We start from the raw sequence: 13,814 nt of genomic DNA, 5'->3' as shown, positions 1-13,814 counted from the left end.
TGCTTGCTTGGCAAAGAAACGGGGCGCTTATAGGCGCCCCGTTTGCATTTAGCCTCGGCCAGTTAGGAGTTTTTCCAGCTTTTCCTGATCACGAGCAAACTGGCGAATACCTTCGGCAAGTTTTTCCGTGGCCATGGCGTCTTCATTCATACCCCAGCGGAATTGGCTTTCACCGAGGCTCTGCTTGGCCTCAGCGGGCTGATCTGGTGTGAGTAGACGAGCCAGCGGCTGTTGATCATCGGCCAGTTGCTGTAACAGCTCAGGGCTGATGGTCAGGCGATCACAGCCGGCCAGTTGTTCGATCTGGCCGATATTGCGAAAGCTCGCGCCCATCACCACGGTTTGGTAGGCGTTGGCCTTGTAGTAGTTGTAGATGCGCGTGACTGACTGCACGCCGGGGTCTTCTGCGCCGACAAAGTCACGACCTTCGGCCTTCTTGTACCAGTCATAAATGCGCCCCACAAAAGGCGAAATTAGAAACACGCCGGCATCGGCGCAAGCCTGAGCTTGGGCGAAGCCGAATAGCAGCGTCAGGTTGCATTGAATGCCGGCCTTTTCCAGCTGCTCGGCGGCACGGATGCCTTCCCAGGTTGAGGCGATCTTGATCAGCACGCGTTCGCGGCCGATGCCAGCCTCTTCATACAGGCCTATCAAGCGTTCGGCGCGGCGTAGCGTGGCTTGAGTGTCAAAGGACAGACGTGCATCCACCTCAGTGGAAATCCGCCCGGGGATGACCTTGAGGATTTCGCCACCCACCGCCACGCCAAAATGGTCGCAGGCCATGCCCAGGTCGCCTTTGCTGGCGGTGACGGCGTTTTTTAGCAGCTCGCTGTAGCCTGGCATGGCTGCGGCTTTAAGCAGCAGGGAAGGGTTGGTGGTGGCATCGACCGGCTTAAGGCGGGCGATGGCATCAAGGTCGCCGGTATCGGCGACCACGGTGGTGAACTGCTTGAGTTGATCCAGCTTAGAGGTCATGACACGGCCTTGTCGTTGCAGATGCACCGACCTTACCCGAGTCAGCGACCTTGCAGCAATTGCGCCGCTTGATCGAACAACGCCAGCGGCTCGCTGGTCTTATGAATATCCACCGAGAGCAGCTGGCGAAAGCGTCGCGCGCCGTTAAAGCTCTGACCCAACCCGAGCAAATGGCGGGTGATGTGGTGCATGCTGCCGCCCTCGGCGAGATGAGCGGCGATGTAGTCGCGCATGCTATGCATGGCTTCGAAACGGCTCATCACCGCGCGCTCCGAGTCGAACAGCAATTGATCTACCTGAGCGAGCAGGTAAGGGTTGTGATAAGCCTCGCGGCCGAGCATCACACCGTCAAAGGTTTGCAGGTGTTGCTGGCAATCCCCCAAGGTCTTGATACCGCCGTTGAGGATGATCTCCAATTCCGGAAAGTCCTGCTTGAGCTGGGCGGCTACGTCATAACGCAGTGGCGGTACCTCGCGGTTTTCCTTGGGCGATAGCCCTTCGAGAATGGCGATACGTGCATGCACGGTGAAACTGCGGCAGCCTGCATCACGTACCGTACCGACAAAATCACACAGCTCGGCATAGCTGTCGCGACCGTTGATGCCGATGCGGTGTTTCACCGTTACTGGGATCTCGACGGCATCCTGCATCGCCTTAACGCAATCAGCCACCAGTTGTGGATGGCCCATCAGGCAGGCGCCGATCATGTTGTTTTGTACCCGATCACTGGGGCAACCGACGTTAAGGTTCACCTCGTTATAGCCCGCTTCTTGTGCCAGCTTGGAACAAGCCGCCAGATCTGCAGGCACGCTACCACCTAGTTGCAAAGCCAACGGGTACTCCGCCGCGCTATGACGTAAAAAGCGCGCGGTATCGCCATGCAAGATGGCGCCGGTGGTAACCATCTCGGTGTACAGCAAAGCGTGATGTGAGAGCTGGCGCAGGAAAAACCGGCAATGGCGATCCGTCCAATCCATCATCGGCGCGACGCTGAATTTCCTGCTTATATGTCTTTGATTCATATGGATATTTTTCAAATTGACGACCAGGGAAAAAGCTATGTTTTGCTGTATTGGTGCACACGAGGTGCACACAAGGTGCATAGCGGATACAAGTGCTAGGCATTATACAGATGCACCGTAGCGCACACGCTGGTTGGGTCGAGTGCTGGAGGTTCAACGGGGGAAATGGAGTTTTTTTCTGGATTTCCCTCCTCTTCGGATTTAGCAAGTTTTCTCAGAATCATGGCGGCAGGCAGTTAACCGTTAATGAATGAGGAATTGAATATGGCAACTTTCAATAAACTGAAGAGTGGGAAATGGCGCGCGCAGATCAGGAAGTTTGGCGTCTATCGAGGGGCGACATTTACGACAAAAACAGAAGCTAAGGCTTGGGCCGAATTGGTTGAGCGGCAACTAATGCATATGGCTACTGTAGGCTACTCTCAGCCGCCGAAGGATGCGACTGTCAATGATTTGATTTGCAAATACATTGAAATTTCGGTTGCTCGCTTTGGAAAAACTAAAGCAGCCACTCTCGATATGCTAATTAAGAAAGTTGGTCATGTCCGCTTGAGGGAATTGAATGCGCTGGTTATGCGTGACTTTGTGGACTCTAGGATTGAGGACGGAGCCGGTGGGGTGACAATTGCGGGGGATTTGTCTTTTCTGTCTTCCGTACTTAAGTGGGCACGATACTCGCGGCGGCTTGATATTCCTGTTCGGCTAGCGCTTGAAGCTAGAGAAAGTCTTAAGCATATGGGGCTTATGACGAGAAGCTCTGAGCGGTCAAGGGAGCCCACAGATGCGGAACTTGATCTACTTTATGCACACTGGGCGCAAAATTCCAGGCAGATTATTGATATGACTATCATGGTGAAATTTGCACTTGCTACCGGGATGAGGCAAGGGGAAATAGCCCGAATTAAAGTTGAGGATGTTAATAAGAAATTAAGGACTGTTTTAATCAGGGATAGGAAAGATCCCAAGAAGAAACATGGCAACAATCAATTGGTTCCATTGCTCGGTAATGCTTGGGAAATACTGGAGCCCTATTTCTCTAATAGGACGCGCGGCAGTATTTTTGGTGTTAAGGAGGCTTCAGTTAGTGCGGCATTTACTCGTGCCTGTAAACAGCTGGGAATCCAGGACTTGAGGTTCCATGACCTACGGCATAAGGCTACAGCGGATTTCTTTCGTCATGGGCTGGGAATTCCGCATGTGGCGCTTATGACGGGGCACAAGACCTGGGCAATGCTTAAGCGCTATACCGAGATAAACGCAGCGGATGTGCACAGCGCTAGCGCCCGTCTGACAAAGGCCTAAATGACGAGGAGGGAAAACTTGGATTTTTTCTGAATTTCCCTCCTCTGCCTACAGCGGCTGCTTGGTTAAATTGGGGCCATCAGATCGAGTTAGGGTGAGATAAGATGGTAAATGAGCCGAATTTTAATATTGAGAAGCGCCAAGAAATTGCTCGATCACTAGGATTTCTGACAGCTAGTGAACTGGCTATTCTGGGAGGGGTTAAAGTTACTACTATTGAGGCTTGGAGAAAGAGAAGGCAGGGGCCAAAATACGTACAGTTTGGTAATGAGCCCCTTTATCCGATCAATGGGGTTAAAGAATTTCTTGATGAAATGTATTCAGCAATTGAGGGCGTCAAGGAAAGTGCTAGACGTCATCGTGTAAGGGCTGTTCTGTAACCTGTCACGAATATTGCATTTAGTGATTGATGTGGTCAATGACAGGCTTTCTGTTCTTTTCCTGATCAACCTCGAAGCCGCTTTTAAAAACATCACAATACAAAGACGGCACGCAGTGGCGTCGCGTAGTAGCACCGGGGCTTTCCCCGGTCGCCGTGTGGGGGCGATACCCCACGCCGGCTGCGCACAAGGAGCGCGACCTTGCAAGGAGCATCGCTCCGCGCAGATACCCCAGCGGCACGCTGGCCCACCATCGGCTTGCCGATGTGTAGTGGGTTACACATTTGTGTAATGTTTTTAAAGCGTTGTACTTCTCTCGGATCATAATCATAATACTGTATATATACAGTCGACGGAGAAGCGACATGAATAAAGATATATCCTACCTAACCATTTCTGATACTCATTTGTTCACTCAAGCAGCTTTAGAAATTCGGCTCAGTGAGCTTAAAGAGTTAATCAATAACTGTATTCAGCATGGCCCAGCTATTTCATTGAGCGGGCGGTTGCATCGTATTGATCAGAAGGTAATCCCTCCATTGTGCTGGGAGGCACTTATGGAGTTTGTAGATTGGGGCGCTGGGATTATCGCTTGTGATCCGAATGACCAATTTAATTATCTACTGGCCGACTCAAATCACATAGAGGGCGTTCTACGGTTAATCATGAAGCGGCTCGATAGCGATTCGGGCCAGAGTGAAGAACAGGCATCACTGAAGCGCCAGAGGCAGATTCCGTCAATTAGGCCGTCAAAAAAACATGACGACTCACTAGCGTTAGGGTGAGCGATATGTACGCAATACTTCGCGCTCAAAAGCACAAATCCTTGGCTGGGGTCGCACGTTCGGCACGCCATACATTCCGTGAGCAGTTGACGTTTAACGCCGACAGTAACAACACATATAAGAATCGATTTTCCGGTTGTCGAGGCACGAAAGACTTACTCAACAAGCTCACAGATCGGCTCCCAGCATTACGACGGCGGGATGCTGTCTTGTGCATCGAATACTTGATCACAGCATCGCCAGAGGCTTTCAGCAGGCATGGCGGCCATCTGGACGACCTAGGCTCAGGCTATTTTGCAGATGCGCTTAATTGGCTTCGGGCGCGGCATGGCGAAGAAAATGTGATTAGTGCTGCACTGCATCTTGACGAGACAACGCCGCACCTCGTCGCTTATGTGACCCCGATAACTCGTGATGGACGCCTCTGCGCGCGTGAGTACTTGGGTGGGCCAAAAGTCATGCGAGGGATGCAGGATAGCTTTCATCTTGTTTGCGGAGAGCCGCATGGGCTAGTGCGTGGTGTTCAAGGCTCGAAAGCGCATCACACAGAAGTTGCGCAATTTTATACAGCGCTTCACGGGCATACCCCAACCATTAAATTGACCGCTCGGGACTATGCAGCCAAGGCTCTGGGACATGAAACTGAAGTCTGGAGGCAAGCCCAGGCACTGGCAAACCAGCACGCTCAGCAAGCAGCGGTTGTATCTCTACAGCGCAAGGCATTGAGCTCACGCTTTCAGGCCCTAGCTGACGCAGAGCAACAGGCCGAACAGGCTGTACGCCGATTGGATCAGTTCGCTCGGGATCTGGAGAAACGTGACCGGTCATTAGCGCAGCGCGAGCGGGAGCTAATGAGGCGTCAACCAGCGCTAGATATAGCTATTGCAAGGGCCGAGTCATTGGAGCGGCTGTGGGGCGAGCGTGAGAAGAAGGCCGAGCCTGAAAAGTATCTGAACTTTCCCAGGCCCGCTCCATGCCCTAGCTGAGTCAGAAATACTTCTCAGGGAGCCTTACAGAGGTTTGACTATAAGCTTTGAAAATACGTTGTTTAGCCCCTCGATCATTAGTGCCATGTGCTCTACATAGCCTTCTTGTATCATGTTTTTTTGCTCGATAAAGTCATTATCTATGACGATAGTATTTCCATCTCCGATTGAAATCGGGAGTCCAGATACTATTTCGTACGAGTCTCCATCCCTGCTCAAGAAAAATAATTCTTCTATGGCGTGTGACATGGACTTTATTGATAGAGACCCCGTAATGGCTCGGATATTTGACTTCTTTGTTTCAATAGAATCCCTCTGCTCAACGTTAAGGCATTCAAGGTTGACCTGATCTAGCACTTGAAGTCTGATTTCCAGATGATGCTTTTTGTAGAGTGCTTGCATGTTGGTTTCCTTGTGGTGGTGTGACGTTATTGCGTCTGGTTAGCTTTCACACTGCTTTTTGCTGGAGAGGGTTTTCCCTCTCCAGCCTTGGATAACTATGTGTAACTCTAATTATTCATTTGGCTGATCCTTTCGATCTTGTATTCGGATTCGGTGCTAACCACCATGCTTCCTATTTTGATAGCTATTACCCTCTTCGTCGGTTCGCCATAGCTATTGCGTGAAGGTTCAGTAACTAGGCTTATGTTTCCTCCGTTTTGAAATGGCTCGTTATTTTTTAGCATGTAGTAAAAGCCAAGCTTGTTCCTCCAGATTTTTTCCTTTATTAGCTCTGCTAGGCTTCCTGTGGGTATGTCTAGCTTGTCCATATTTAGCTTATTTATTTTCCTGTACATTGTGATTAGGTTGTTTACTCCAATTGATTGATACTGTCGCGCCCCGATTGCTTTGATTGCTGCTTGTACTCGATGTTTGTTTCTTATGGTTGCCAAGTCACTTTTTTCTCGGGTGTCGTCGTCTATATCATTTTGTGCACTTTTTGCTTGTTCTTTTTTGGACAGTGATTTTGAGATATATTTGTAAATATATGACGCTGCTTTTGCGCTTCCTTTTTCCGCATGTTCTCTGCCGATCACAATTGTTGCTGATGCTTTGGTCTTGAATTTTTCTCTTATAGCTTTAATTATTTTTTCAATCAGTTCTGCATTTACGAATAACAGCATGTGCCAATGCATGCTTCCGTCTTTGTGAGGCTCCACTGTTCTTAATCCAAAATATGTTTCAGGTGATGCAGGAATGCCTCGTGTGTTAAGTACTGACTGAATTCGTGCCCATTGGCATTTTATATATTCGTGGCTTGCGCCTACTGATAGCTTATAGTCATATCTTCTTTTTCCTTTTGCAGGGTTGGGGTGGTACTTGGCCGGTGCTGTTAAGGTGATAAATACCCATTTAAAGCCTATTTCATCTGCAAGGTGTTCAAGGTTTTTGACTATGTGGTACGTTTCCGAAGCTCTGTTTTCTTCGTTTCTTTTTGCAACCTCCAGAAGGTTTTCGGTTTTCCCAGTTTTTATGTGAGTTACAAAGCATTTGGAAAGTGTTTTTTCGTTTCTATCTGACTTTTCTTTGGTTCTTTTAAGGGTTTTGTCAGAGCAGTAGAGCTGGGTTTGTTTATTAGAACTGTTTTTTTCATTTTGTTGTTCCCCTACGATTTTATTTCTTGCCTCATAATTTAGGCGACTTTCGTTTACCTTTTTCTCGATTGATCTTGTCCAGAATTTTTTGCATTTTGCACGTGCAATTACGCCTTCTGGATTTTTTGACTTTATGGTTATCCCATATATTCCACTATTATATTCATAGGTTTTTTTAATTTCTGTAGGTGTTGGTGGTCGGGTAGTAAAGTGTTCACTGATTCTGTGCGCATACATACGGACAAAATCTATGGAAAGATGTCGTGCGTCTGGAAGATCATATGTCTCTAGCGAGATTAGAAATTTTTCAAAATTATATTTGAAGATAGGATTTGTCATTGCTGTGAGCTCCGTCTGTTGAACGGCTCTTACAGTGATGTTTCTTTGAGATATTGCAGAGAAGTGAGAACTAGGAAAAAATCCTGAAAATCCTTCTTCCATACTTGTCGACGAACAGATTGAAAATTTGGGTTGTGTGGGTAATTGCACGAATCGCCCACCCGCTAGCATCGGATTTGACCAACTCGTCTCGTGGCAGTGACGGGCTGAAAGCGATCATTAACTGTCGGTGGTGTCAGACCCAAAACGGCAAAAGCTGCTGGTCGAGTCCGGGGCCTTAAGGCCAGAAGTAGGCACTCAAGAACTCTTCAGGTTGGCATCTCCGTTGTCAGCTTGACCTTCTGCATCGGGATTAATTTGTCTCGATCAGAATCCAATAGGGATTTAGAATCATTTATGGCTGGTTTGGCCACTGAAGAGACCCAGTAAATCAACCGGGGCGAGTGAGGTGAGTTTGTGTCGATCAAGGATGAAGATAAAAAGAAGTCGCTGATGGATCTGGCGACTCTGGAAGATTTCTCACATATCAATCCAGCCTCAATTATGGCGATGAGCAACTCGTTGCACTTTCATACGCTGGAGCAGGCGTTTAGAGAGGCGGCTCAGACCGCAGAAAGCTCTGGCGATGCCGCTGCTTTTAGGGCGTTCAACGTCTTGGCGGTTGTCTGTAGCTACCACTTCAATCCCAGCAGACCAGACACCTTCTCTCCCCAGATCATTTTTAAGGGCAAGCGGACGCTTATCCCGAGTGATTTCCTGGGCGAGCAACAAGGAATTCTTGTCCAGATAGCAGAGCAGATTGACCACCCATTGATTCGGGCTCGGATCGCCGATAGCTGTTGGTACGTCAACCGAAGGCTCCATGCTGTCGCCGCGCTTGCCGCGAGATCGTATTTGAATGCGGTAGAGCTCTTTTTCAAAAGAGAGCTACTTGATCAGTACGAAACAGACTTTGCAGTTCCATTCAAGGTAGCTGATCTAATTGATCGGGCTTTCGCTATCTACGCCTCTGCTGGCAAGCGTAAAGAGATCCCGGACAGTGCCAAGGAGGTGCTTAAACTGGCTTATGAAACGGCCAAGGACAATGAGTGCCTTGTCACCTTCGTGAGGTTGTCATCAATTGCCCAGTCCAATGGACTGCTTGAATGGCAGCAAATCGCGGCTGCGGCCGAAGCATTGGCGCAATCGACGAAAGATAAACAATATGCTGAGGCCGTGAAGAGAGTATGGCTTCATGCGGCTCGTGCTTATCTCAAGGTGGGCGACAAGGAATCTGCTGTCAGATGCAGGGTGAATGCCGTCGAGCAGACGTTACGGATGCGGGACGCAGTCAGCACCGCCATGGCGAAAGCCTCATGGACGCGCAGTGCAATCGGTGAACTCCGTGCAATTGGTGGTATGACGCAGAGAGTCGAGAGCCTCAAGACGGAGCTCCAGCAACATGAGGAGGATTCGCTTTCCGAATTTGGCTCGTTCAGTGTGCCGATGGACTTAACGGATGAGCGTCGGGCGACGATAGAAGAATTCGAGCCCCTTGATGTTCACGAAATGCTGCTGCGGCTGGCATTCACAAGTCGCGCCCCAGACAAAATAGCGCTTCATAAAAACTGCCTGGAGAAGAGAGACAAATACTTTTTTTTGTCGATGTCCGGCAAGTCCTATACCGATGAACGAGGAAAGGTGATCGCGACAGCGGCGCACTTGCCGCATGGCATAGAACCGCCAGGGGAGTGGTTTGATCACGAAAGCCTTAGTGAGGCGGGACTTCATTACCATATAGCGACAGAGGCTTTTATTCGGCCAGCCTGCATCACGATGAGCCGTTGTCAGCTCATTGATGATCGGCATTTTGAGCCAATTGTCTGTAGCAGTGAATTCGTGCCGCCAGGGTTCGAGGCAATTTTCTCCCAGGGTTTTTCTAAGCTTGTACAGGGGGACATGGTCTCGGCAGCTCACCTGTTGATCCCGCAGATTGAGAACGCCCTTCGACATGTGCTGAACAATCGCAGATCGAATACCGCCAAGCTAAATGTGGATCTCACGCAGGAAGATCAGTCACTCAAACAGTTGCTCTCGAACTACTGGGGGGAAATAGAGCAGGTGTTCGGGGTAGATAACACGTATCTATTCCATATCCTGTTCAACCTAAAAGGTGGCCCCATGCTAAGGCACGTAGTGGCGCACGGTAAGCTCTCAACGGCGCAATGCTATGAGCCTTCATGCATTTATGCGTGTTGGTTTATTTTCCACCTTACGTGTGCCCCTCTCGCCCAGCAGTGGAGCTCAGCAATAGCGGGAGCGATTCAAGAATTTGCGAGCTAAGAGGCGGTGCTTAGGAGTTGCTAAATCTGAATTTTGCAATGAGCTCCACTTCGTTTGCGCCCCAAAGCTTGTGAAGTTGAGCCTGCCTTGCTTGAATGCTTCCGTACGAAACAAGCATTCAAGCTGGGAATCGATCCAAGCTAATCCAAGTCAGCTGAAAATTATAATTTCATGTATGTATTTTGAAACTAAAAGGTCACCTGAATGGCTAAGAAATTTGAAATATCGTTTGACGGCGTAAATAGCGAAGCGAAAGTTAAAAGAACAAAGAAAGGTCTGGTTGTAATTTATGGCCAAGATACGACATTTTTGTCGAAGCTTATTCTTATCGCTTTTTTTTGTTTTCTTGTTCTACTCTGCTTTTAAAAACGGGAACACCAATATTCTCCTGACGTCAGTTGTCTCTCTTTTTGTCTGCGGAATAGCTTATTTAGTTTTGAAGATTCTAGCTTTTATGCTCGGGCCTGTAGGCAGGTTCTTCATCAATCCATCAAAAATTACTATTGAAAAAGATCTTATTTTTGCAAGCGGTTCTTCCGAAGAGTCAGATAAGCTTTCAAAGTTGGGAGTGGCGACGAAGTTTGCTTCGCTTGCTATGGCCGGAGCTATGTCTGAGAAAGGAAGGAAGATCGGTAGAAATGTTTACTTGGGTGCTGCAACTATGATCCCCAGCTCTTACAAGAAAACGAATAATTTCATTACTTTTTTCCATAAAAATGGGTTGTCCGGTAGTTTTTCAGCAGACGCGAAAACTTGCGAAAGTATAATTACAGCGGTAAATCAAGAAGATATTAAGCTGGTTGCTGAGTATACGATTTATCTCAAGGACGCTAAGGTCAATCCAGTGCTTGTCAAAGAGGAAGTAAAAAATGAGTTACAAGCGCTGATGCTGGAAATAACTAAGCAGGCTGATATTGCTAAATCTGGTTCTAGTGCAAAGTCCAGGCAAGGTGCTGTTTCAGTGCACGAAAGCCTTCTAAAGAAGTCTAGAAATCTTAATATGCTTCTAGATTTTATAAGTGCATAGGTAGCTAACGTTAAGCAAAAATAAAGAGAGTAATTGTGCAAAGATACCAGTGGTCACATCTGAATAGGCAGCAGGTCGGCGCTTACGCTGAGTATTTCGTTAAAATGGAATTAACAATGTATGGCTTTCAAGTGTATGAGACAGAAGTTGATGATCGAGGAATCGATTTTATCATAAGATTTAATGAGCTTCCATTTCTGGAGATTCAAGTAAAATCACTCCGGTCATTAGGGTATGCTTTCGCACAAAAAGAAAAATTTAAGATTCGTGATAATATATTCATGGCGTTAGTTTTGTTCAAAGAGGGTGAGGCGCCATCACTTTTTATTATCCCGGCTACTGCTTGGCTCGAACCAAACGAACTTATTGTGAGTCGCGATTACACCGATCTAAAGAGCAAGCCGGAATGGGGCATAAATATCTCGCAGCGAAACATGCCAATATTGGAGCAGTATCAGTTTGAAAATATGATTTCAGTTATTCGCGGTGAGCTTTGACGTTCACGGATGGCCGGGGCATCTCGCTCATCAGTTTTGTTGGCGGCCAGTTTGTCTTGATTACATAAACTTTGAGTGACCGTCTTTCGCTGATTAGTGCTGGTCGGGAAGGGTTGCATTGGTAGCGCTCAGTTCAATCATCTTGGGTATTTCGCATGACCAGTGCCCTGGTTACAGTAAAACTTGATGGCAGTCTGCTTGTGAATGGTATCGTTCAGGATCTTGTTACGCCTGGCATAACGCCGGTTCTTGCTATTGAGCGCGCCCTGGAAATTTATCTTTATCAAGCGTTCTCGCGCGCATTCTCTGAGCTTCTGATCAAGCCGCCGAAGGTCAAGTTTCACTCGATGTACTTTAAGCAACGTTTCGCATCGCTTGCTGAGCTGCTTGAAACCGGCTACGAGACTTGGTATCCGGAAGTCACAATAGCAACAAGGCCAGAGGATTGTTTTGACGAGCTTATTCTCGACTCGAAAGATCTTGAGTTGCTCCCGATTAGCTACGGCTGGGGAATATCCAGAATTCACCAGGTCAAGGTTAAGGAGATGAAGAAGCAGACGAATCATGTTGTACGGATCAATCATATCCGTATCGGCGAGGCAGTCATTCGGATGATTTTGGACGGACTGATTGAGAGTCCACCGGTACAACCACTGATTGCCAATTTTGATTCTATGGCCAGCTGTTCGGGGATGCGGATCGTTTCGTTCGATCACATGCTGTCTGGCCAAAAGTTACTTTGCGAATGCGCAAGACCTTTTCATTTATCTGCTGCTGCACCAACAGATAATGACGGCAATTTCATCAAAGCATTACGCGCCTATCTTGTTCAGTGTGATTACAAGCTGGGTATTTGCCATCTCTGCATTGCTAAGTCTTCACCAGAAGACGAACGGTATGGCACGAGCATAGAGACGAGTTTCAAGGCATACGTTGATCAGGTGATGTTCGACCTTGGTGTTGACGGCCGAACAGCTCAAGCAGAAGTGATGCACATCCTCGGGCTGAGTCGCTGGCAGCGCGAGTCCGAGCTTTACGGCATTGTGCGTGACCTTTTCCCCGACTATAGAGTACTTCGTGAAGCTTCACCGGATTGGTTAGGTAGGATGCGTATAGATATTTACGTGCCAGATTTAGGGTTGGCTGTAGAGCATCAGGGTGAGCAACACTACCGGCCAATCGCTGTTTTTGGTGGGGAAGAAGCGCATCGTAGAGTGGTTGAGCGCGATGGGCTAAAACGTAGGCTGTGCGCCGAAAATAGTGTTGAGGTCTTTGATTTCAGGTTTGATGCACCAATAACTAAAGCATCAGTGAAAAACAGACTCAAACGGTTCCTGGCATTAGATAAATAAAAACGCCTATCTCGGGCACTGCCGCTTTGACGGTGGCACTTTAGAGTGCGGCTTAGCTTCAATTAGAGTCATCAAGCTTCAAGCGTGTTTCGAACCAGCTTGGATCAGCTGTCAGGCAGGGATTTGGGCTTTTCTTGAGAGAGAGGTTTGCTTTCCTGATGATGTCGGTGTAGCTGGAGCGCTCACTGGTATCGCCCCCAACCTTAGTGTGTCTGAAATAGGTATCGACGATTTCAGTAAATCGGCTGGTAGTTGTGGGGGAGGGGTCGATGCCATAAGTCTGGCACTGTTCCGCGATGTACATGACCGCATAAAGAGTGGGGTCTATCTTTGCGCTTTTTTCTGGTGCTTCGAACTCAATCCATCTCTGAGCTGCGCCAACTAAGAGATCTAGCATCTCTGTATCTAGTCCCCACCGCTCATGTTTGCGTTGCCTCAATGCTGCCGAGCGCCATGGCGCAATGTCTTGGGTTAGCCTGAAAGATGTGAGGAGGGGCTCAAGCCCGATCTCATCAATAATGGCGTGACCTGAGTCGATCTCTGACATGCATTTTGTCAGGGCGTGTTGGTCGTCATTCTCCATCTCCATCCAGATATCTCTAGCCTTTTTAAGCGCGTTCAAATAGCGCTCGCCAAGTTCATTGCGCTCACGGGAGGGAAGGAATTTGTTCAGTTGTTCAGCTCGTATTTGCTCGTCCAGCGTACTTTGGTGAGCTATCAGCGCGGCCAGCTGGTTTTTGTAACCTATGAGTACTTTGGGTGTGTACCCAGTGTCGTTGGGCTCGCCTTCGCCGATGCCTCCCCAGTTGTGGAAAAGTTCCGCGAGGTCTTCATAGAGGATGTGATTAACAGTGACGTTCTTGTGGTTGATGAGGCGAGGCATACGGGGGTGTCCGTGAGGGCATTATCGGGGCATTATAGAGTAGTGCGGGTGTGCACACCTTGCGCACACGCCAGCTTGTAAGCTATTGATTTATGAGGAGTTTGCTAACGATCCATCATGGGGGCACAGGAAAAACGGCGGGAAAGGGAGGTAGGTTGCTGCATTGAAAATGCCGGTAATAAATGTTGGAGAATTTTATCAGCCTACGCTGTGCCTGTCCGCGTCCTGCTCTGGCTCAACGGTAATTAACCACGGGTAATTCTCGACCCACAGCGGTTATTGGGTAAAAGCTGAGAGCAGCAAAAATAGTCACCTACATCAGGCTATTTTCGACCCGCGTGTGTAAAAA

The 13,814-nt window shown here is 48.3% G+C and carries 13 protein-coding genes; 8 read left to right on the top strand and 5 right to left on the bottom strand.

Features of this window, described 5'->3' with window-relative positions:
- Window positions 1–48: 48 nt before the first annotated feature.
- Both tal and dusA read right to left on the bottom strand, forming a co-directional pair.
- Window positions 49–975: a transaldolase gene (tal, locus tag BMZ32_RS12590; protein ID WP_090242494.1), complete on the bottom strand. Its 927-nt coding sequence runs from the start codon at window positions 973–975 to the stop codon at window positions 49–51.
- Between the two features lie 41 nt (window positions 976–1,016).
- Window positions 1,017–1,997 (bottom strand): tRNA dihydrouridine(20/20a) synthase DusA, encoded by a 981-nt coding sequence (gene dusA / locus BMZ32_RS12585; RefSeq protein WP_090242493.1) that lies wholly within the window; start codon window positions 1,995–1,997, stop codon window positions 1,017–1,019.
- Between the two features lie 264 nt (window positions 1,998–2,261).
- On the opposite strand from dusA, the gene BMZ32_RS12580 reads away from it, so the two are divergent.
- From BMZ32_RS12580 to mobV, 4 genes are all read left to right on the top strand, one after another.
- A complete protein-coding gene (locus tag BMZ32_RS12580; protein WP_167376755.1) occupies window positions 2,262–3,299 on the top strand; it encodes a tyrosine-type recombinase/integrase in 1,038 nt (345 codons plus the stop codon).
- A gap of 104 nt (window positions 3,300–3,403) precedes the next feature.
- Window positions 3,404–3,679: a hypothetical protein gene (locus BMZ32_RS19350; protein WP_139213957.1), complete on the top strand. Its 276-nt coding sequence runs from the start codon at window positions 3,404–3,406 to the stop codon at window positions 3,677–3,679.
- Window positions 3,680–4,044: 365 nt separating this feature from the next.
- Window positions 4,045–4,464 carry a hypothetical protein gene (locus BMZ32_RS12575; protein WP_090242488.1) on the top strand — a complete coding sequence of 140 codons (420 nt, stop codon included), beginning with the start codon at window positions 4,045–4,047 and terminating at the stop codon, window positions 4,462–4,464.
- A gap of 5 nt (window positions 4,465–4,469) precedes the next feature.
- Complete coding sequence (mobV, locus tag BMZ32_RS12570; RefSeq protein ID WP_090242484.1) at window positions 4,470–5,450, top strand: MobV family relaxase; 981 nt, start codon at window positions 4,470–4,472, stop codon at window positions 5,448–5,450.
- 24 nt (window positions 5,451–5,474) lie between these two features.
- Here mobV and BMZ32_RS12565 read toward each other — a convergent pair whose 3' ends face one another.
- Together BMZ32_RS12565 and BMZ32_RS12560 are read right to left on the bottom strand one after the other, a co-directional pair.
- Window positions 5,475–5,852 (bottom strand): hypothetical protein, encoded by a 378-nt coding sequence (locus BMZ32_RS12565; protein ID WP_090242483.1) that lies wholly within the window; start codon window positions 5,850–5,852, stop codon window positions 5,475–5,477.
- Window positions 5,853–5,959: 107 nt separating this feature from the next.
- On the bottom strand, window positions 5,960–7,384 hold the full coding sequence (locus tag BMZ32_RS12560; protein WP_167376754.1) for a replication endonuclease: 1,425 nt from the start codon (window positions 7,382–7,384) through the stop codon (window positions 5,960–5,962).
- Between the two features lie 456 nt (window positions 7,385–7,840).
- Here BMZ32_RS12560 and BMZ32_RS12555 point away from each other — a divergent pair, with 456 nt between their 5' ends.
- The 4 genes from BMZ32_RS12555 (at window position 7,841) to BMZ32_RS12540 (ending at window position 12,582) form a co-directional block, all read left to right on the top strand.
- Window positions 7,841–9,706 (top strand): DUF7380 domain-containing protein, encoded by a 1,866-nt coding sequence (locus BMZ32_RS12555; protein ID WP_090242476.1) that lies wholly within the window; start codon window positions 7,841–7,843, stop codon window positions 9,704–9,706.
- Window positions 9,707–9,995: 289 nt separating this feature from the next.
- Window positions 9,996–10,733 (top strand): hypothetical protein, encoded by a 738-nt coding sequence (locus tag BMZ32_RS12550; protein ID WP_090242474.1) that lies wholly within the window; start codon window positions 9,996–9,998, stop codon window positions 10,731–10,733.
- Window positions 10,734–10,768: 35 nt separating this feature from the next.
- Window positions 10,769–11,230 (top strand): hypothetical protein, encoded by a 462-nt coding sequence (locus tag BMZ32_RS12545; protein WP_208598717.1) that lies wholly within the window; start codon window positions 10,769–10,771, stop codon window positions 11,228–11,230.
- Window positions 11,231–11,385: 155 nt separating this feature from the next.
- Window positions 11,386–12,582 carry a hypothetical protein gene (locus BMZ32_RS12540; RefSeq protein WP_090242473.1) on the top strand — a complete coding sequence of 399 codons (1,197 nt, stop codon included), beginning with the start codon at window positions 11,386–11,388 and terminating at the stop codon, window positions 12,580–12,582.
- A 58-nt stretch (window positions 12,583–12,640) separates the two neighbouring features.
- Here the strand turns inward: BMZ32_RS12540 and BMZ32_RS12535 are convergent, their stop codons facing one another.
- Window positions 12,641–13,465, bottom strand: coding sequence for a hypothetical protein (locus tag BMZ32_RS12535; RefSeq protein ID WP_090242471.1), 825 nt, complete (start codon window positions 13,463–13,465; stop codon window positions 12,641–12,643).
- Window positions 13,466–13,814: the final 349 nt, after the last annotated feature.

This window comes from Pseudomonas guineae (genome assembly GCF_900113745.1).
GTDB lineage: Bacteria > Pseudomonadota > Gammaproteobacteria > Pseudomonadales > Pseudomonadaceae > Aquipseudomonas > Aquipseudomonas guineae.
This window is presented reverse-complemented; position numbering and strand designations above follow the sequence as displayed.

What these genes read in the sequence shown, in the direction of transcription:
- tal (WP_090242494.1), bottom strand. Translation starts at nt 975, where the DNA reads ATGACCTCTAAGCTGGATCAACTCAAGCAGTTCACCACCGTGGTCGCC.
- dusA (WP_090242493.1), bottom strand. Translation starts at nt 1,997, where the DNA reads ATGAATCAAAGACATATAAGCAGGAAATTCAGCGTCGCGCCGATGATG.
- BMZ32_RS12580 (WP_167376755.1), top strand. Translation starts at nt 2,262, where the DNA reads ATGGCAACTTTCAATAAACTGAAGAGTGGGAAATGGCGCGCGCAGATC.
- BMZ32_RS19350 (WP_139213957.1), top strand. Translation starts at nt 3,404, where the DNA reads ATGGTAAATGAGCCGAATTTTAATATTGAGAAGCGCCAAGAAATTGCT.
- BMZ32_RS12575 (WP_090242488.1), top strand. Translation starts at nt 4,045, where the DNA reads ATGAATAAAGATATATCCTACCTAACCATTTCTGATACTCATTTGTTC.
- mobV (WP_090242484.1), top strand. Translation starts at nt 4,470, where the DNA reads ATGTACGCAATACTTCGCGCTCAAAAGCACAAATCCTTGGCTGGGGTC.
- BMZ32_RS12565 (WP_090242483.1), bottom strand. Translation starts at nt 5,852, where the DNA reads ATGCAAGCACTCTACAAAAAGCATCATCTGGAAATCAGACTTCAAGTG.
- BMZ32_RS12560 (WP_167376754.1), bottom strand. Translation starts at nt 7,384, where the DNA reads ATGACAAATCCTATCTTCAAATATAATTTTGAAAAATTTCTAATCTCG.
- BMZ32_RS12550 (WP_090242474.1), top strand. Translation starts at nt 9,996, where the DNA reads ATGGCCAAGATACGACATTTTTGTCGAAGCTTATTCTTATCGCTTTTT.
- BMZ32_RS12540 (WP_090242473.1), top strand. Translation starts at nt 11,386, where the DNA reads ATGACCAGTGCCCTGGTTACAGTAAAACTTGATGGCAGTCTGCTTGTG.
- BMZ32_RS12535 (WP_090242471.1), bottom strand. Translation starts at nt 13,465, where the DNA reads ATGCCTCGCCTCATCAACCACAAGAACGTCACTGTTAATCACATCCTC.